The 18,402-nt window shown below is 46.6% G+C and carries 24 protein-coding genes; 21 read left to right on the top strand and 3 right to left on the bottom strand.

Features of this window, described 5'->3' with window-relative positions; genetic code table 11:
* Positions 1-307: 307 nt before the first annotated feature.
* From cyoE to KNP03_RS06735, 10 genes are all read left to right on the top strand, one after another.
* On the top strand, positions 308-1,225 hold the full coding sequence (gene cyoE, locus KNP03_RS06780; protein WP_214827216.1) for a heme o synthase: 918 nt from the start codon (positions 308-310) through the stop codon (positions 1,223-1,225).
* A gap of 110 nt (positions 1,226-1,335) precedes the next feature.
* Positions 1,336-2,313: a cytochrome c oxidase subunit II gene (coxB, locus tag KNP03_RS06775; protein WP_214828279.1), complete on the top strand. Its 978-nt coding sequence runs from the start codon at positions 1,336-1,338 to the stop codon at positions 2,311-2,313.
* A gap of 68 nt (positions 2,314-2,381) precedes the next feature.
* A complete protein-coding gene (gene ctaD / locus KNP03_RS06770; protein ID WP_214828276.1) occupies positions 2,382-4,220 on the top strand; it encodes a cytochrome c oxidase subunit I in 1,839 nt (612 codons plus the stop codon).
* Complete coding sequence (locus tag KNP03_RS06765) at positions 4,221-4,847, top strand: cytochrome (ubi)quinol oxidase subunit III (protein ID WP_214827214.1); 627 nt, start codon at positions 4,221-4,223, stop codon at positions 4,845-4,847.
* Between the two features lies 1 nt (position 4,848).
* Positions 4,849-5,178, top strand: coding sequence for a cytochrome C oxidase subunit IV family protein (locus KNP03_RS06760; RefSeq protein ID WP_214827211.1), 330 nt, complete (start codon positions 4,849-4,851; stop codon positions 5,176-5,178).
* Between the two features lie 132 nt (positions 5,179-5,310).
* Positions 5,311-6,234 carry a cytochrome c oxidase assembly protein gene (locus tag KNP03_RS06755; protein ID WP_214827207.1) on the top strand — a complete coding sequence of 308 codons (924 nt, stop codon included), beginning with the start codon at positions 5,311-5,313 and terminating at the stop codon, positions 6,232-6,234.
* Positions 6,235-6,255: 21 nt separating this feature from the next.
* Positions 6,256-6,717, top strand: coding sequence for a DUF420 domain-containing protein (locus tag KNP03_RS06750; protein ID WP_214827204.1), 462 nt, complete (start codon positions 6,256-6,258; stop codon positions 6,715-6,717).
* 21 nt (positions 6,718-6,738) lie between these two features.
* Positions 6,739-7,353, top strand: coding sequence for an SCO family protein (locus tag KNP03_RS06745; protein ID WP_214827201.1), 615 nt, complete (start codon positions 6,739-6,741; stop codon positions 7,351-7,353).
* Positions 7,354-7,358: 5 nt separating this feature from the next.
* A complete protein-coding gene (locus KNP03_RS06740; RefSeq protein ID WP_214827200.1) occupies positions 7,359-7,634 on the top strand; it encodes a hypothetical protein in 276 nt (91 codons plus the stop codon).
* Positions 7,635-7,741: 107 nt separating this feature from the next.
* Complete coding sequence (locus tag KNP03_RS06735) at positions 7,742-8,137, top strand: hypothetical protein (protein ID WP_214827199.1); 396 nt, start codon at positions 7,742-7,744, stop codon at positions 8,135-8,137.
* A 121-nt stretch (positions 8,138-8,258) separates the two neighbouring features.
* Here KNP03_RS06735 and KNP03_RS06730 read toward each other — a convergent pair whose 3' ends face one another.
* The gene (locus KNP03_RS06730; protein WP_214827198.1) at positions 8,259-8,621 is read right to left on the bottom strand and encodes a YugN family protein; all 363 of its coding nucleotides are present in this window, start codon (positions 8,619-8,621) and stop codon (positions 8,259-8,261) included.
* A gap of 100 nt (positions 8,622-8,721) precedes the next feature.
* Positions 8,722-9,477, bottom strand: coding sequence for an ATP-grasp domain-containing protein (locus KNP03_RS06725; RefSeq protein ID WP_214827197.1), 756 nt, complete (start codon positions 9,475-9,477; stop codon positions 8,722-8,724).
* Between the two features lie 130 nt (positions 9,478-9,607).
* Here KNP03_RS06725 and KNP03_RS06720 point away from each other — a divergent pair, with 130 nt between their 5' ends.
* The 5 genes from KNP03_RS06720 to KNP03_RS06700 are packed head-to-tail and all read left to right on the top strand — an operon-like array spanning position 9,608 to position 12,409.
* On the top strand, positions 9,608-10,057 hold the full coding sequence (locus KNP03_RS06720; RefSeq protein WP_214827196.1) for a YlbF/YmcA family competence regulator: 450 nt from the start codon (positions 9,608-9,610) through the stop codon (positions 10,055-10,057).
* Complete coding sequence (locus tag KNP03_RS06715; protein ID WP_338082715.1) at positions 10,041-10,301, top strand: DUF2129 domain-containing protein; 261 nt, start codon at positions 10,041-10,043, stop codon at positions 10,299-10,301. Before KNP03_RS06720 ends, KNP03_RS06715 begins: the two co-directional genes overlap by 17 nt.
* A 53-nt stretch (positions 10,302-10,354) precedes the next feature.
* Complete coding sequence (gene rsmD, locus KNP03_RS06710) at positions 10,355-10,921, top strand: 16S rRNA (guanine(966)-N(2))-methyltransferase RsmD (protein WP_214827186.1); 567 nt, start codon at positions 10,355-10,357, stop codon at positions 10,919-10,921.
* A gap of 4 nt (positions 10,922-10,925) precedes the next feature.
* Entirely contained in the window at positions 10,926-11,420 is a 495-nt protein-coding gene (coaD, locus tag KNP03_RS06705) for a pantetheine-phosphate adenylyltransferase (RefSeq protein ID WP_214827171.1), read from the top strand.
* Positions 11,417-12,409, top strand: coding sequence for a SepM family pheromone-processing serine protease (locus KNP03_RS06700; RefSeq protein WP_214827169.1), 993 nt, complete (start codon positions 11,417-11,419; stop codon positions 12,407-12,409). Before coaD ends, KNP03_RS06700 begins: the two co-directional genes overlap by 4 nt.
* Here the strand turns inward: KNP03_RS06700 and KNP03_RS06695 are convergent.
* The gene (locus KNP03_RS06695; RefSeq protein WP_214827167.1) at positions 12,388-13,518 is read right to left on the bottom strand and encodes a tRNA(Met) cytidine acetate ligase; all 1,131 of its coding nucleotides are present in this window, start codon (positions 13,516-13,518) and stop codon (positions 12,388-12,390) included. The two genes, KNP03_RS06700 and KNP03_RS06695, sit on opposite strands and share 22 nt — an antisense overlap.
* A 156-nt stretch (positions 13,519-13,674) precedes the next feature.
* Between KNP03_RS06695 and KNP03_RS06690 the strand changes: the two genes are divergently transcribed.
* The 6 genes from KNP03_RS06690 (at position 13,675) to rsmH (ending at position 18,378) form a co-directional block, all read left to right on the top strand.
* Positions 13,675-14,202 (top strand): YceD family protein, encoded by a 528-nt coding sequence (locus KNP03_RS06690; RefSeq protein ID WP_214827165.1) that lies wholly within the window; start codon positions 13,675-13,677, stop codon positions 14,200-14,202.
* Between the two features lie 22 nt (positions 14,203-14,224).
* The gene (gene rpmF, locus KNP03_RS06685) at positions 14,225-14,398 is read left to right on the top strand and encodes a 50S ribosomal protein L32 (protein WP_015881300.1); all 174 of its coding nucleotides are present in this window, start codon (positions 14,225-14,227) and stop codon (positions 14,396-14,398) included.
* A gap of 106 nt (positions 14,399-14,504) precedes the next feature.
* Complete coding sequence (locus KNP03_RS06680; protein WP_214827161.1) at positions 14,505-15,347, top strand: ketopantoate reductase family protein; 843 nt, start codon at positions 14,505-14,507, stop codon at positions 15,345-15,347.
* The gene (locus tag KNP03_RS06675) at positions 15,341-15,700 is read left to right on the top strand and encodes a DUF3397 domain-containing protein (protein WP_214827158.1); all 360 of its coding nucleotides are present in this window, start codon (positions 15,341-15,343) and stop codon (positions 15,698-15,700) included. Before KNP03_RS06680 ends, KNP03_RS06675 begins: the two co-directional genes overlap by 7 nt.
* Before the next feature lie 24 nt (positions 15,701-15,724).
* Complete coding sequence (bshC, locus tag KNP03_RS06670) at positions 15,725-17,281, top strand: bacillithiol biosynthesis cysteine-adding enzyme BshC (RefSeq protein ID WP_338082714.1); 1,557 nt, start codon at positions 15,725-15,727, stop codon at positions 17,279-17,281.
* Positions 17,282-17,439: 158 nt separating this feature from the next.
* On the top strand, positions 17,440-18,378 hold the full coding sequence (gene rsmH / locus KNP03_RS06665; protein ID WP_214827155.1) for a 16S rRNA (cytosine(1402)-N(4))-methyltransferase RsmH: 939 nt from the start codon (positions 17,440-17,442) through the stop codon (positions 18,376-18,378).
* The last annotated feature ends 24 nt before the right edge of the window (positions 18,379-18,402 follow it).

Genomic DNA, 18,402 nt, shown 5'->3' with positions numbered 1-18,402 from the left:
ATCCAAAAAAATGCGCCTTGTTTATTTATATTTTTTTCGCCATACTTATTATACGGCTTTCTGTTCAAAAAACGAAATGGAAAAGCTTGCAATCGTTATCAAAAACGTTATTCTAATATTAGTATTGAACACTTACTGTGACAAACATCACACTAACATCATAAAAAACTCGCTATTTTACAAGCATAAAAGGCGTATTTTTTATAAAATTATGGTATCTTTGTAGAGAGTTAAGTGTATTTTGTTCATATTGTGTTTTTTCTGTGAAGAGAATGCGAGGAATTCGTGATTATGTGGGGGGGTCAGTATGACAAAAGTCAACCCAGGAATGGCGGCAGATGTAGAATATACAGAATCCACGTCATTTCGTGATTACGTTGCCTTAGCGAAGATGGGAATTGTTCGTGCCAACCTGATGTTGGTGTTCGCCGGTTTCTTCGTAGCAGCAACGTATCAGAGCGACACGCCGATACTTTATTTACTTGAGGTTTGGCCACAGCTCTTATTAACGATGTTAGGAAGCGCACTCGTGATTTCGGGGAGTTGTTACCTAAACAACTTTGTGGACCGGGATATCGATTACTTGATGGATCGTACAGACAATCGACCGAGTGTAACCGGCAAGATAACAGGAGAACGGATTTTACTCCTCGGCTTGACGCAACTTGCTATCGGAACACTGATGTTATTGATTGTATCGTACGTCGCTGCAGTATTCGGTCTAATCGGGTCATTTTTTTATGTCGTCATTTACACGATGTGGATGAAGCGCACGAGCACACTGAATACGGTCGTCGGAAGTATCTCTGGTGCAGTACCGCCACTGATTGGTTGGGCTGCGATCGACCCGGCTCTTCATATCGATGCTTGGCTCATGTTCCTGGTCATGTTTTTGTGGCAACCGCCACATTTTCTTGCACTCGCCATGCGCCGGGTGGAAGAATATCGAGCAGCGGGCATTCCGATGCTACCGGTCGTGAACGGTTTTGCGATTACTAAACGACAAATCATTTGGTGGATCGCTACGCTCATACCGGCTTCACTCTTATTCATGCATTACGGTCCAGTATACTTGGTCATTGCGGCTGGTTTAGGGGGCTACTGGTTGTATCTCGGTTTGAAAGGATTCAATGCCGATGATGAGATCAAGTGGGCAAATAAGATGTTCTTTTATTCATTAATTTATTTAGTCGTGTGGATTATCGCGCTCATATTAACCGCTTAACGGGCTCAGGTAATCGCACTCACTATATAGAAAACCAATACACATCATTTTGGGAGAAAGTGGGGATTGTTGTGAAATCATTTAAGAAGCTTCTGTTTGGCATCGTCCCGATGATGATGTTCGCAGTCCTGTTATCAGGTTGCGGTCAAGAGGGATTGTCTGCATTGAAGCCGATGGGAGAAGGGGCTGAACTTCAGCTCCGCATCATTCTCATCAGTTTGGCAATCATGCTCTTCGTACTCGTCGTCGTATCGATTATTTATGTGTACGTACTCATGAAGTTCCGTCGGAAAGATGAATCGATTCCGAAACAAGTGGAAGGAAGCAGTACACTTGAGATGATCTGGACAGTTGTACCAATCATCCTCCTCATCATTCTCGCTGTACCGACAATTTCAACAACTGTCGAACTCGCGAAAGCGAAAGAAGCGAAAAAAGAGGAAGAAATCAATGTTACAGCCAACCTTTATTGGTGGGAGTTCGAATATCCGAACGCGGGCGTTGTAACAGGTCAAGAACTCGTCATCCCAGTTGGGAAACGCGTTGGAATCAACTTGACATCAAAAGATGTTATTCACTCGTTCTGGGTACCGGCTTTGTCAGGTAAAACAGATACGAACCCAGGGCTTGATAATGAAATGTGGTTACAAGCAAATGAACCAGGTACTTATTACGGAAAATGTGCGGAACTCTGTGGTCCGTCACACGCGCTTATGGACTTCAAAGTCGTCGCACTCGAGCAAGCAGAATACGACAAATGGCTAGAAGATATGAAAGCGAAGCAAGATGAAAACGCAGAGAAACTCGTTGCAGACAACGCAGACTTGACACAAGGTGAACAAGTCTATGTCCAAAGCTGCTTGAGCTGTCACGGCGGTGGTAAAGTTGCGCCGAGCTTGACGAACTTCGGTGATCGCGAATGGCTCGCAGGTTACCTCGAAAATAACGAGGATAACTTGAAAGAGTGGATCCGTGACCCGCAAGACAAGAAACAAGGTGCTAAAATGCCAGGTTTCAATGAAGGTCAAATCAGCAACGAAGAACTAGACGCACTCGTTGACTTCTTGTATGAGCAGAAGATTGACTAACGGGAAAAGGGGGATTTCACGTGGCACAGACCACTGCTTTGCAGCAATCGCGTAAATACAATGGCATTATGGATTGGATTACGACGGTTGACCACAAAAAAATCGGTATTTTGTATTTGTTCTCAGGAATCTTCTTCCTCCTTCTCGGTGGAATTGAAGCCCTATTGATTCGTTGGCAGTTAGTACAACCAATGAATGACTTTGTCGATGGAGAAACGTTTAACCAATTGATTACGATGCACGGGACGACGATGATTTTCCTTGCAGCGATGCCAATGTTATTCGGATTCATGAACGCGGTTGTACCGCTCCAAATCGGAGCTCGTGACGTTGCGTTCCCATTCGTTAACTCACTTGGCTTTTGGTTATTCTTCTTCGGTGGCGTCATGCTCAACTTGAGCTGGTTCTTCGGAGCTGCGCCGAACGCAGGGTGGACAGCATACGCACCACTCTCGACTCAACCCGAAGCAACGGGTGTTGACTTCTATGCACTCGGTCTTCAGATTTCAGGTTTCGGTTCATTGATGGCCGGAATCAACTTCTTAGTTACTATTTTGAACATGCGGGCACCAGGTATGAAACTCATGCGGATGCCGCTCTTCACATGGACAACGTTCGTTGCATCGGCATTGATCGTCTTCGCATTCCCGCCACTTACGGTCGGATTGTTCATGTTGATGTTTGAACGCCTCTTCGGAGCTGCGTACTTCGACCCGGCACTTGGCGGGAACGTCGTCATCTGGGAACACCTTTTCTGGATTTTCGGACACCCGGAAGTTTACATTTTGATCTTACCGGCATTCGGTATTTTCTCGGAAATCATTCCGACATTCGCTCGTAAACGTCTCTTCGGTTACACGACGATGGTGTTTGCAACGATGCTCATCGGTTTCCTAGGATTCATGGTTTGGGTTCACCACATGTTTACAGTCGGCCTAGGTCCGGTTGCGAACTCGATTTTCGCAGTTGCGACGATGGCGATCGCTGTCCCAACAGGGGTGAAAATCTTCAACTGGCTCTTTACGTTATGGGGCGGACAAATCAAGTTTAACGTCGCGATGCTTTACTCGGTTGCGTTTATTCCTTCATTCCTCGTAGGTGGGATGACTGGGGTTATGCTTTCAGTAGCACCAGCTGACTATCAGTACCACGACAGCTACTTCGTTGTCGCTCACTTCCACTACGTTATCGTAGGTGGGGTCGTGTATGGTCTCTTCGCAGGACTTTACTACTGGTTCCCGCTCATGTTTGGAAAAGCACTCTCAGAGAAACTTGGTTTTTGGCAGTTCTGGTTATTCTTCATTGGTTTCCACTTGACGTTCTTCCCACAACACTTCCTCGGATTGTTCGGGATGCCACGTCGTGTCTTCACTTACATCGGCGACCAAGGTTGGGATACGTTGAACTTGCTATCAACAATCGGTGCATTCTTCATGGGTGTGTCGACAATCGTCTTACTCGTTGCAGTTGTGAAAGCATTCTTGTCTAAAGAACGCGTCAAACCGGATCACTGGGGTGACGGACGTACGCTTGAGTGGACATTACCTGTTCCGACTCCCGAGTACAACTTTGCACAAACACCGCTCGTCAAAGGGCTCGATACGTTCTGGCTCGAAAAAATGGCAGGCAACAAACGGGTGTCAGTCGCTGAACAAGTGACAGATATCCACATGCCGAACAACTCAATTATTCCGTTCTTCATGTCACTTGGTCTCTTCATCGCGGGACTCGGAGCAATCTTCCGTCTCGATAATGATGTTGTAGGTTGGGTCTTGATTGGATTTGGTTTGCTCGTGACGTTTGTATCGATGTTCCTTCGTTCTTGGATCGACGATCATGGATACTACATTCCGAAATCACAGATTGAAGCGGATTTGAAAGCGATTCGTGAGAAAGGAGACCAATAAATGGCACATGCAGTTGAAAAACACCCGGTGACCGGTATTCCGGCCCATCCAGAGAAAGCTACTTTGGAAGGGAAAAATAAATATGTGGCCTTCTGGTTCTTCCTTGGCGGAGAGACAGTCCTCTTTGCTTCACTCTTTGGAACATATGTTGGTCTTCTAAACTCTGGTGCGCCAGAAGAGTTACGTTCTTACAACATCTTCGAGATGGAACTCGTATTCCTTATGACGATGCTCCTTCTCACAAGTTCCCTTACAAGTGTTCTCGCAATGATGAACATGAAAGCGAACAACCCGGGGCGTATGAAGCTTTGGTTGATCGTGACACTCCTTCTCGGTGCAGGATTCCTAAGTGCTGAGATTTATGAGTTCATTCACTACTACCATATCGGTCATACGTTCACGTCGAGTGCATTCGGTTCAGCCTTCTATACACTCGTTGGATTCCACGGAGGTCACGTAACATTTGGTCTTCTCTGGATCACGACACTGTTGATTCGTAACTGGAACCGTCCGATCGACGTTTACAATGCACCGAAGTTTTACGTATCGAGCTTATATTGGCACTTCATTGATGTCGTATGGGTATTCATCTTCTCAATCGTTTATCTCCTAGGGATGGTGAACTAATATGGAAAAACGGACATTGCACGAATCACACAAACAGTTGGAACTGGAAGTAAAAGCAGAATCAAAGCGTGAGTATCAGCTTCAATTAATCAGTTTTGCGATGATGATTTTACTCACATTCATCGCGTTCGGAGCAGTACATGCTGAACTCATGCCAGTTTGGGCAGCCGGTGGATTCTTGATTATCTTGGCGATTATTCAAGTATTCCTGCAGTTGTACATCTTCATGCATATGAACAACCGTGGAAATACGTGGATTGTTGTCATGATGTGGCTCGGAATCTTTGTAGCCATCATCACGGTCGCTGCGCTTCGTTTACTCATTTGGTAATTGTGACAAAGGATTGAACATCTGTGGAAACACAGATGATTCGGTCCTTTTTCCTTTACTTCAAAAATGAATGAATAGTAATCTTAAAGTGAACGGTTTCAAAGGTTAGGGAGAGAGAGAAGGGGTGAACGGATGATTTGGAATACGTCCGATTTACTCAATCAATTTGATTGGGTAACACTATGGAGTCCGTGGTTTGGTGTGTTGATGGTCGCTTTATATGTATTATATGCGGACGTAACAGAAAAAATGGCGAAACAAGGCTACGCCTCAACCACATTGTTGCAAAAGTTTAGTATGTTATTCGCGATTTTATTGTATTACATCGGATTTGGGAGTCCGGTGGACGTGTTGGCGCACATCATTTTATCGGTGCATATGTTCCAAATGGTATTGGTCTATGTACTGGCACCTGCATTGGTTATATACGGTTTGCCTCATTGGGTGTTTGAAAAACTATTTAGCTATAAAGTGATCGGACCGACATTTAAGTTTATGACGAAGCCGTTAATCGCACTTATTTTGTTTAATGCGTTGTTCACGTTCTATCATATGCCATTCATCTTTGATTATGTCTTAACGAACTATGGTGTGCATCGTATATTCCATAGCGCGCTCGTCCTTTTCAGTTTGACGATGTGGTATCCGGTCATCGTGCCGCTCGTGTCGGATGAAGAAGAAGGAATGTCCGACCTGAAACGCATGGTCTACATCATCGCGAATGGTGTGTTATTAACACCCGCCTGTGCCTTCATCATCTTCAGTCAAAGCGTACTGTATGATGCCTATACCGATGTCCAGACATTTGCGACTGTGCTCGGATATTGTATGCCTAACGGTGACGTGTCTGGTATTAATTTAGAGGCATTACTCGGTGCGACGAGCAGTGCGCTTGAAGACCAACGCTTCGGCGGCGTCTTAATGAAACTCGGTCAAGAAATCGTTTACGGTTTCTTCTTCGGCTGGACATTCTTCGGTTGGGTACGCCGTACGAAATCACTCGCGGTCGATGAAGGGATGTCATTCTCACCACAAGAGACACAAGAAAAAAATTGATTGTATAAAGGGGAAACATTGATGAACTATCTTGCTTTAATAAGTGTGTCGTTTATTGTCATCAGCGCCATTTTAGTTGCGATTGGCTGGGTCATCATCGCTCGAGACCGCAGCGCGATTGAGAAACATAAGAAAGTAATGACGGCAGCAGCTGTTGCGGCCACTACATTCTTCATTTTGTATGTCTCTCGCACTATTTTTGTAGGAAATACGGCATTCGGTGGTCCGGATGCTGTCAAACCGTACTATTTAGGATTCATGATTTTCCATATCCTTTTAGCGACAACCGGAGGGGTTCTCGGACTCATCTCTCTTTATCTCGGCTATAAAAATAAAGTCGAGAAGCATCGCAAGATTGCTCCTAAAGCGTCTGTCATTTGGTTTTTAACAGCCATTACGGGTGTCACGGTGTATACATTACTGTATGTCGCCTACGACCCGGGTGAAACGACGAACGTGTTTCGGGCGATTATTGGAGGATAACGAAGAAAGAGGGAGAACATCATGAAACGAAATAGTTATCTAACCGTTGTGATTTCCGTACTTGTACTCGTCGTGATGGGACTCGCTGTCTACTTCATTTTCTTCAATGAAGACGAGCTGCCTGTGATCCAAGAGCCGACTCCATTCACGTTGACGAATGCTTTGAATGGGGAAACGTACAACTCAGATAATGGCAAGGTTAAAGTCGTCACCTTTTTCTACACGAATTGTCCGGATATTTGTCCGCTCACTTTACGTGATTTTATGAAACTGGAAAAAGAGTTGAAGGCGGAAGGCTTGTACGGCAACGATGTGGAGTTGGTCGCGATTACCGTCGATCCGGAAGTCGATACGGTTCCTGTCCTAAAGAACTACGGGGACGCATTCCAAGCTGAACCGACGGGATGGAAGCTGTTGACGGGTGAAAAGGTCGATATCGACCGCATCACACGCCAACTGCAGTTCTACTATTCAAAAGCGAATAGCGGTCTCGTCACGCACGCCACGACCATGTATGTGATCGATCGAAACCATGATGTGCGTGCTGTCGCCCAAATGGCGACAGCAGGTGATGAACCGGTGGATATCGAATCTATCATGGAGGACGTAAAAGTGCTCGCTAACGAAAAGGAGTGAACACAATGAATGATACGATGGCAGTCATCGGAAACGACTATTCATATGGTGACGTGACAATCGCAGAACGCGCCATTAAAGATTTGATTGCGTGCAGTGCAATTGAATTCGGACTTCAGGAAGTGAAAATCGTCTCATTATCAAAAGATCGCTATGATTATGAAATGATTGCGCCGCTCACTCTAGTAGAGGCGGAGCGTTTATACCGATATGTTCGCGATCAATTTAATCTCTTGCTCGGGCAAGTGGATATCACATTAAATGTGATTGCGACATCGTGAAGAATTTGAAACCAGCAGGACATGCCATGTCAGACCTGTTGGTTTCTTTTTTTATATTCATTAAAACGGTCCAGGGAGGAACGGCAGTGAAAAGTAGGAGAGGTATCGTGATCACGACAATTGGAGTCATGATGTTAGGCTTTATATGGTGGTCAAGCCCGGTTCATTTTCTGAAAGATGTCCTGCCGGAGGAGATTTCCCGCATCGATGTATTTGATGGAAGTACCGGGTATCAATTTCAGATTGAACGTCCGGAAGAAATCGAGTACATCATATCGAACATTCAAAATCGGGAGATGAGGCGGGAGAAAGTTTCCCTTGGGTATATGGGAACCAGTTATCGCCTTACGTTTTTAGATACACAGGACCGAGTCGTTGAGGAGTTCATTGTCAATCATGCTGAAACGATTCGAAAAGATCCGTTCTTTTATACAGATGCGTCAGCGGGTCTCTGTGTAGACTATCTCGAGCGTTTGGGGGAACAGCTTGTAAAGGGTCAATAAGGCGACTTCTGCCAAAATCAAAGAGAGGGCACCGGAAAATCTGTGCTCGCCTCATTGTGAGAAAGAAAAAAACGATTGGGCCGGGACGTCCCGGTTCAATCGTTTTTTATCTTTCCTTCCATTACGAAAGGGGTTTTACTTCTAATGTCTCAGCGAGTGCTGCAAGACGACGTTCGCAATCGCGAACGATTTCTTCCGGGAAGACTTCATCGTACTCGACGCCGTGCGGGTAGTAATGTTTTCCTAGAATCGGAGTCAACATTTTGACGACAGCGTGGCGATCTTCAATTTGTCCTTCGATTGCATATACAGGTAAGCGAAGGTAGAACGTTTCGCCAGTCGATTGTTTCTCATATTTCATATCATACGTGGCACGCTCGTAGTCCCAAGCACCTTCACGGATGAAATGATGATGATCCATGATCGTCTCGAGCAAACCAAAACGGATTTCTTTTCCCTCGATGTGGAACTGCTCAAATTTCATCATAATCCCCCTTTTCGATTAAACCTCATATGTCATCATACCATATTCAAAAACGTTCTTGGAATAACGTGTGTTTAAATTGTGAAAAAAAGATGAACGATCATGACAAGGAATCGAGATATTCTTCAATTTTTTGAGGAAGTCTTACTCCGAGCGGCAACAAGCCTTCTGAACCGAAAAAGACATTGAATTCGAGAATATAGAATCCGTCTTCTGTCACGATGACATCGAATGCGGCATGGTTGACGTTAAGCGTCTTCGCAATGGACTGAACTTCGTTGACCACATCTTCCGGGATGTCATCATAGGAGAAGTGCGCTCCTTGGGCGACGTTGTTCAAAAAGGCCTCACTGACACGCCAGTAAGCTCCGACGACCTGTTCACCGATGACGATGATTCGAAGATCTCGGTCGTTCGGGATGAACTGCTGTACATAAAACGTATCGTGTTTTTCAACATACTCCAACCATTCTTGATCGTTTTTGATGAGCCATACCCCTTGTCCCATCGACGATTTTGCTTTTTTCGCAACGAACGGGTATTCAAACTCCTCAAGCACCCGCTCAATCGTGTAAGGGTTTTTCCCATAGATGAGCGTTTTCGGAATACGGTGCGGATACGTCGCTTGGAAAGCACGGGTCATTTCAATCTTGTCGTGTCCGAGGTGATAGGTGGCTGGAGACGGGAAGATTGGTTTATTCAGTCCGTAAATGATGGAATTGACCATCCAATATTCCGGGAATAATACGAGGTCGGCTTCCCGCACCTTATCGAGTTGGTCGTAATAATACTCCGGTTTAGCGTAGTCTGTTTTGATGCCGGCAGAACGAATCATGTTAAATGAAACTTTTTTCATGTTAAGACGTACATGTACGTCTATTCACTTCCTTTCTCTGTTGAACGACACGAGTCTTCTTCAATTATAGTGTGGATTGCTTACATAGGGAAACAATTGTGGTAAAATCATGGCAGAAAGGGTGAGGCGTATGATAATCACTGAACAGACAATTGCCCTGCTCGATCAAACTGAAGAATTGACCGATTTGATTGAAGCAAGCGAATCGTTTCAAACATATATCCGCACGAAGCAGGCGAGACTTGCCTCAAATGAAGCGCGGGAAATTGAACGAGAGTTCCTTCAGATGAAAGAAGGGTACGAGTACGTTCAACGATTCGGGAAGCATCATCCCGACCATGACCGCATCAAAAAGGACATGCATCTCGTCAAACGACGTCTTGATGTCCAGCCGGAGGTCGCTGCGTTCAAAAAAGCAGAGCGTCAACTGGATAAATTGCTGGGAGAAGTGAGTGGGATTTTAGCTCATGCAGTCTCTCCTCAAATTAAAGTGCCTACAGGAAATCCATTCTTCGACCAGGGAGGATGTTCTGGAGGCGGAAGCTGTGGAGGAGGCGGAAGCTGTGGATGTGCCGTCTAAGTCGTCGATGAAGGAACGGATTGGATTCGTCGTCTATGTGAAGTCGATGAAACAAGTGAAAGCGCTGAGACGATATGCGAGTTTATATTTTGTCTCACGCCGGGAAAAATATGCGTTTTTATACACAGACCTCGAAAATCATGAGGATGTATTGAATCAGGTTCGAGAGTTACCGTTCGTCGAATCGGTCGTGAGAAGTGAACGACCGTTTATCGCGGAAACGTATGAACCGAAATCGAAATAAATTGAAAAGATGAAGGTGGTGACGCCTTCATCTTTTCTGCTGGAGGGAAACCAATGCGTGTCATTTCAGGAGAGCGGAAAGGGACCCGGTTAAAGGCGGTTCCAGGGTCGGCGACACGACCGACCACGGATAAAGTGAAAGAATCACTCTTTAATATTATCGGCCCTTATTTTGCCGGGGGGCAGGCGCTTGATTTATATGCCGGGAGCGGGGGTCTCGGCATCGAAGCCTTGTCGCGAGGGTGTGAGCAGGCAGTCTTCGTCGACCGGCAGTCAAAAGCGATTCAGACGATTCAAGAAAACCTTCGAGCGACACATTATGAATCACAGGCGACGCTTTTGAAACAGGACGCTCGCGCCGTGCTCGAACAAATGGTTGCACGACAGGAGTCGTTCAAACTGATTTTTATGGACCCCCCGTACCATGAAGAGAAACATATTCCATTTTTAGAAATCATTGAACAGAACAATTTGTTAACGGACAACGGTGTCATCGTCTGTGAACACGGAAGTGACGTGACGTTACCCGATCGGGTTGGACGATTGGAAAAAATTAAGACTCAACGCTACTCAGATGTGATCACGATCAGTTTTTATGAGTATGCGATGTATGAGGAGTGACAAGATGAAACGGATTGCAATTTGTCCTGGGAGTTTTGATCCCATTACGAACGGACATTTAGATATTATTGAACGGGCCGCCGCAATTTTTGACGAAGTGATCGTGGCTGTGCTTGAAAACTCGAGTAAGGCACCATTGTTCGATGTAGAGGAGCGTTTAGCCCTGATTCGGGAAGTGACGACTCATTTACCAAATGTGACCGCGGATGCCTTCGGCGGCTTGCTCGTCGAATACGCGGCAAAACGTGAGGCCGCGACCATCGTTCGAGGACTTCGCGCCGTCTCTGATTTTGAATATGAGTTGCAAATTGCTTCCATCAATAAAAAGTTGAACGAAGACGTGGAGACGTTATTCATGATGACAAACAGTAAATACTCGTTTTTAAGCTCCTCCATTGTAAAGGAAGTTGCCAAGTACGGAGCGTCCGTGAGTGAGCTCGTCCCTGAGAAGGTGGAAGTGGCGCTACGTAAAAAATACGAAGTGAGAACGGGACAATGAAAACCATTAAAGTGGGTCTTGGGCTATTGATTACGGCTCTTCTCTTCATTTTTGTGCCGCTTCCTTATTACATCACGTCACCGGGGTCGGCCACGACAATTGAAGACTTTATGACGGTTGAGGGCGGTGAAAAAGAAGCGGGTGAGTTGATGATGGTTACCATCTCTCAACGGCGTGCGACCCCTTTTTGGCTGGTGGAGAGCTGGTTGACACCGTTCACGGAAGCGAATTCAGCGAGCCGCTATCTGTTTGAAGGGGAAAGTGAAGCAGACTACGAACGTCGTCAACAGCTACTGATGTCTTCTTCGCAACAAGCTGCCATTCAATATGCATACGAGCTGGCTGAAAAAGATGTCACGGTACTATTTGACGGGATTTATGTATCGGCGCCTGTGCCGGGTTCACTCGCTTCAAACGTTTTGAAAGCGGGGGATGTCATCACGGCAATCAATGGCACTTCGTTTGCGAACCGGATTGACTTCATGGAACGAGTCGCTCAGTTTGAGGCGGGAGACGAAGTGGAATTGACCATCGAGCGGGACGGGAAAGAACGTGTCGTCAAGACGTTGATCCAGCCGATCGACCAAAGTGGAAACCGAGTTGGCATCGGGATCTATGAACCGCTCCCTGTTCAGGAAGTGGTGGCAGACCCGGAAGTTGATTTTGCTTTAACGAACGTAGGCGGTCCTTCGGCAGGGTTAATGTTCACGTTGGAGTTATATGACCAACTCACTCCTGGTGACTTACCGAACGGGAGATTGATTGCAGGGACTGGGACCGTTGATGAAGAAGGCAATGTCGGTCCGATCGGCGGTGCCTGGCAAAAAATTGTCGCGGCAGACGAGGCCGGTGCCAAAGTCTTCTTCGTCCCGGAGGGGTCAAACTATGACGAGGCGATGGAATCACGTGACCGCCTTGATAGTGACATCAAAGTCGTACCGGTCAAGACGGTCGAAGACGCGATTCGTTATTTAGAAGAGATAAATTGAGGACGCTGCTGATGTTCGATGAGCAAGTCGTTTTGTAAGGGAAGACGATAAGCTTCCGTTACGCGGGCTTCGAACGCGAGGCGGTCATCATATTTACTCAGGAGCGGGATGTCTTTTTTCACATCCCGTAGGACACGACGGCCTGTCTCATTGAACGCGAGTGGTCTGATGTAAGGGACCTCATCGAAACGTGAAGGCAGTTCATCTTTCGTCCAATGAAGTAACACGGCAACGAAGGCGCGTTGAATCGCCGTGCGTGTATAACGCCGTGTCGCCACCGTGGCGAGCGCACGCTCGAACGTCGGCTCTAATCCGGCTTGGATGAGTCGGGGGGCGAGAGAGGCGTCAATACCAACTAGTTGAACAAGTAGGTTTGCCGGTGTCGTTCGAAGCTTATATTGTAAAACCGGCCAATAGTTCGACCAGTGGTTCATTGGCGCACCGGCAAACATTTCCCTTGTTGAGGCGGGGACGGCCCTTGCTTCCCCCGTCTCCAAATAATGTGCTCTAATGCCGGTTGCGGACATGACATCCATCACGGATAACTCATGGTAATCTGCTCCAAGCCGTTTGACGGTGTGGAGTTTGATTGACTTGGCTGCTTTGGCGTAATGATAGGCTAAAATGTTATTAGGACGTGTAAGGTCGAACGCTGGATATACTTCGTGAAACGCGAGGCTCGATGCTTGTGCAGGTGACTTGCCTTCCTGTAGCGCGTTCTGTAGCGCATGTTGATAAGTCGAAGTCTGTTCGACTTCTGCGTGAGCCGCGTGTTCAATCGCGGTCACGTCCCCGCTCTCGCTTCCGAACGACAAGGTCTGGCATTGAAGTTGTTCTGCGATCGAGACGGCGGCGGCCGCGAATCGGTCGGCGCGTTGTACACCGTAGCGGGTAGGGAGTTCCACGACGAGGTCGATGGCCCCGCTTTTCACAGCTGCTTTTGCGCGTTGCCATTTGTCGAACGAGGCCGGTTCGCCGCGTTGAGTGAATTGTGCACTCATGACCGCAATCACGGCGTCTGCGCCCGTTTCGGTACGTGCTGTTTCAGCTTGATAGAAGTGCCCGTTATGGAATGGATTGTACTCTGCGATAATGGCCGTCTTTTGCATGATTTACTCCTTTGCAATGTCGAATGGATTGGTGTAAGATGGATAAGTACGCTTTGGCAAAGCGCCGTCGTCAACTGATTTTAGTGTAAAGAAAAAACATTGACAAAACAAGTTGGCCTATCTATAATTCATATTGTTGCAATTGAGGTGATTCGGATGAAATGGTCTATTGCACAGCTACTTAAGCTCCGAAACCAGGGTGACAGATTCACGATCGATGAGATGGTGGAACTACCAGAGCTGACTCAGCTCCATCCGGATATCCGTTCGATTCGCCCGGTGCATGTGCACGGGGATGCATCGTTCACATCTAATCAAGTTACATTCAATTTGAAGATTCAAGGTGATCTGACGTTGCCAGATGCGCGTACGTTGGAAGATGTCACTTATGAATTCGATATTGAATCGCTCGAGCCTTTCTTTTTGGAGAATGGGCGTTATACGGAGCAATTCGATGACGTGAATTTGCCAGAAGGAAATACGATTGATCTTGTACCAATCGTAAAAGAGCTCATCATGTTAGACGTCCCGATGCAAATCTTCGGGAACGAGACAGACAAAACTCAGGTTGAAGGGGAAGGCTGGTCCCTCATCGAGGAACAGCCAGACGCACAACCAAAAATTGACCCGCGCCTCGCGGGGCTTGCCGACTTGTTCTCTAAAAAAGAGGACGAGGAAGGCTAACTTTTCAAGGAGGTGGACAACGATGGCAGTACCATTCCGTAGAACGTCGAAAACTCGCAAACGTCTTCGTCGTACTCACTTCAAACTCAACGTACCTGGTATGAACGAGTGCCCGAACTGTGGCGAAATGAAACTTTCACACCGTGTTTGCAAATCTTGCGGACATTACAACGGGAAAGAAGTAACAAGCAAATAATGCAAAAAGAAGCGACCTTTTAAAGGCCGCTTCTTTTTTTGTTTTTGGGTCATGGAATTGAGTTATGGTAAAATTTTTGTGCGAAGACGTATGAAGGAGGGAAGACATGATGCATTCCATTGAACGAATCGGAATCATCGGGAACGGCGCTGTCGGCATGCTGATGGCATCCTTTCTGAGTCAGGATTATGAAGTGACGTTGTATGGTCGGGTAAGTGAGGAACAAACAATCAGAATTGAACGAACGGGTGTGACGAGTGCGGACGTACCGGTTCGGCTTGTTCCGACTCATTTATTGAATGAACGCAATCAGGACGTCTTTTTTGTGACGACAAAAGCACATCAACTGGAACAGGCGACGAGTGGGTTGAGTGGTGCGGTTCCTGTCTTTATTTGTTCCAACGGGATTTCTCATCTTGAGTTGGCGAAAGCGCGTGGGTTTCATCTTGGTGTCGTCGAGCATGGCGTGATTCGGCATGGATCCATGATTGAACACCGTGGACTGGGTCGGGTACGGATCGGCAGTCAAACAGGGCTTCGACCGATTCGATTCAAGGATTCGTTATTGCAGATTGTCTGGGAAGAGGATATTGAACAGGTGGTCATCGAAAAACTGTTTGCGAATGCCATCATCAATCCAATCACGGCACTCTGTCGTGTATCGAATGGGGCGTTGCGTCAACCACCTTACCGAGAGATTGCTGCCTCCATCTATGAAGAACTGACGCTGTTATATGGCGATCGCGTCCCTTACAGCTACGTTGAGGCTGTCATCGCCAATACGGCAGAAAATCGATCGTCGATGTTGAGAGACCTGGAGGAAGGGCGACCGACAGAAGTTGATGCCATCTTGGCCCCATTAGTACGACAGGCTGAAGAAAGTGGGATTTCGCTAAGTGTGATCCCGTTACTACATAAACTGATTTTAGGAGCGAGCGCATCGTGTTAGTGTATATTGTTTCATTTCCACTTATCGTATGGTTTATGGTGTATATGATACTGAATAAAATTTTGCCGAAATCAATCAACTCATTCAAGCTCGTATGCGATGCGGGAGTCGTTCTTTGGTTCTACGCATGCGGGATTTTACTCAAGGCGATTGTGGGAACTGACGTGTCCTGGGTTTTGCTCGTGACATGTTGCGCCATTTTTCCACTCAATGCGATTTGGCAACGGGTTCGTCACGAGGAAGTACTGTTCACGAAAATGTTCGTACACGGGTGGAGAATCTTGTTTTTGGTGCTCGTTCCCACGCATGCCATCCTATTTGTATTTGGAATCGCCCAAGAAATGATTCGTTGATTGATTGAAAGGAAGTTGTTACACGTGAGGATAGAATCGTTCGATGCCTTATATGGCAAGACGTCCCCGATGATGCAAGTGAATGATGGGTACGTAAAGTGGCTCGACTATAAAGGGATCGAAGAATTAGAGCAACGGGCGATGGAGTTAGACGGACGAACGTTCCCCCACCTTGATCGACTTGTGCAGGTCATTCGCTCCCAGCAACGAACGTTTGGAGACGTGACCGAACCATTGGATGAAAAACTGTCACTCCTTGCGAAAGGGGAGGCCTATACGATGGTGACGGGACAGCAAGTCGGGGTCTTTGGTGGTCCGCTCTTTGCGGTATATAAATTACTAACGGTGATCAAACAATCAAATCGAGCGGAGCGGATGTTAGGGAAGCCTGTCATCCCGATCTTTTGGATGGCGACAGAGGACCATGACTATGCTGAGATCAATCATGTTTTCACAACACAGTCGCTTTCCCGAACCCTCAAAAAAGACGCTTTATCATCCATTCCGTTGGCAGGGAAAGCCTCGGTCGGAGATTTGGAATTTGAGCGATTGAAAATCGAATTGGTTCAAATGCTTCAGCGTCTGTTAATGAGTGAGACAGAGACGGCGCATACCCCGACGTTGTATGCTGAGCTCGTCGACTTGATTCAGGAAAGTCATTCGTTTGCGCAATTTTTTGGAGGGATGATGCGGAAGTTTGTCGGCAATGATTTTGTGCTGCTCGACCCGCATCATAAAGAAATTCGTGAACTGGAAGTCCCGATGTTTAAACAGATCGTCAAAAAGCATGATTCCATTCTTAACACGTTCAGACATACGTTTGAAGAAGGTATGCCGGAAGTGGAATTGAATAAAGAGGCGGCCCACTTGTTTTATCACGATGGAACGCGAGAACTGTTGACGAAAACAGAGGATGCGTTCACGACAAAGCGGGGGCACCGCTTCACGGAGACGGAATTGTTGGAAATGATCGAACAGCATCCGGAGCGCTTTTCGAATAATGTCGTCTCAAGACCTTTGATGCAAGATTTCCTGCTTCCGACCCTCGGCTATGTGGGAGGTCCTGGTGAAATTTCTTACTGGTTGCAATTGCGTCCTCTCTTCCATCTATTTGATTGGAAGATGCCTTTGTTGCTCCCGCGCCTTGGAGCACTGATTGTATCGAGCAATGATGAGAAGAAGCTGTCACAAGAACACGTTACAGTTGAGGAATATATTCAAGCGCCGCTTCCGGACCATCTGTTCGATGATGAGGCATTCGACCTTGACTTGTATCCGTTTCGAACGTTGACAGAGTCCGTGAGCCAGGAGGCGAAAAAACACGGAAGACGGTTTGAGTCACAGGCGCGCTATGCCCTTGAAAAATTGGCCGAAGAGATGCGGGCGGATGCGAAACGGCGTCAATATCGTCTGAATGAGCGGCGAATTCGCCTTTCGACACGGTTGATGCCAATGAACGCCCCACAAGAACGAATCCTCTCCATGGTCCCCATGTTAAATCGCCATGGCGTCGAACTGTTCAAACGAATAAAATCTGAATATGAACGTTCTGAATATGAACGTTGTCTCATTAAAGTTTGATTTTGATGAAAGGCTCTTGACACGCGTCAAAAGCCTTTTTTTCTCTGTTACCTTTTTGTTTCCTCTTTTCGTTAAAAACCGATGTGGTTCTTGACATTTTTATGATAAAGTAAGTGTAATAATACAGTTGAAATATGTAGGTTGAGAGGGTTTTTTGAATGTTTGAGCATGAAACGGTTTTAAAAATGGAGTCCATCGACGGATTGAACATCAAACCGGATGGAATTTACGTAGATTGTACGCTTGGTGGAGCTGGTCACAGCGAAGAAATTGTCAAGCGTCTCACTACAGGACATCTGTATGCGTTCGACCAGGATGATGTCGCACTTGCTCACGCCGCAGAGCGATTGGCTCCGTATTCAGACCGGGTTACATTTATAAAGAGTAATTTCGTCCACTTGAAAGAAGAGTTAGGGCAACGCGGAATAACAAAAGTGGATGGCGTGCTATTCGACCTCGGGGTCTCTTCTCCACAACTTGACGAGGCGGAGCGTGGATTCAGTTATAATTATGACGCGCCACTTGATATGAGAATGGATCGTTCACGTGAGTTATCGGCTTATCACGTCGTAAACGAATGGTCGTATGGAGAACTTGCTCGCATTTTCTTTACATACGGTGAGGAAAAGTTTTCGAAGCAAATTGCACGAAAGATTGAACAAGCTCGTGCCGATAAACCAATTGAGACGACGTTTGAACTCGTCGACTTGATTAAAGAAGCCATTCCGGCACCAGCAAGACGCAAAGGAGGTCATCCTGCGAAGCGGACGTTCCAAGCGATTCGAATCGCTGTCAACGATGAATTGAATGTATTCGACCGTGCCGTTCAAGACGCGATTGATTTACTCGCCATCGGTGGTCGCATTTGTGTCATCACGTTCCACTCGCTTGAAGACCGAATCTGTAAGCAAGTGTTTAAAGAGCGAAGCCAGCATCCTCCATTACCACCAGGATTGCCGGTCATTCCAGAAGAATTCGAGCCTGAACTTAAACTCGTTACCCGAAAGCCGATTGTGGCGAGTGACATAGAACTCGAAGACAACCGCCGCTCACGCTCAGCTAAACTGAGAGTTGCGGAAAAACAAAAACAAAAATAAACAAGCAAGTAGGAGGGATACCTG

The organism is Exiguobacterium algae (genome assembly GCF_018617875.1).
Classification (GTDB): Bacteria; Bacillota; Bacilli; order Exiguobacteriales; family Exiguobacteriaceae; genus Exiguobacterium; species Exiguobacterium algae.
This window is presented reverse-complemented; position numbering and strand designations above follow the sequence as displayed.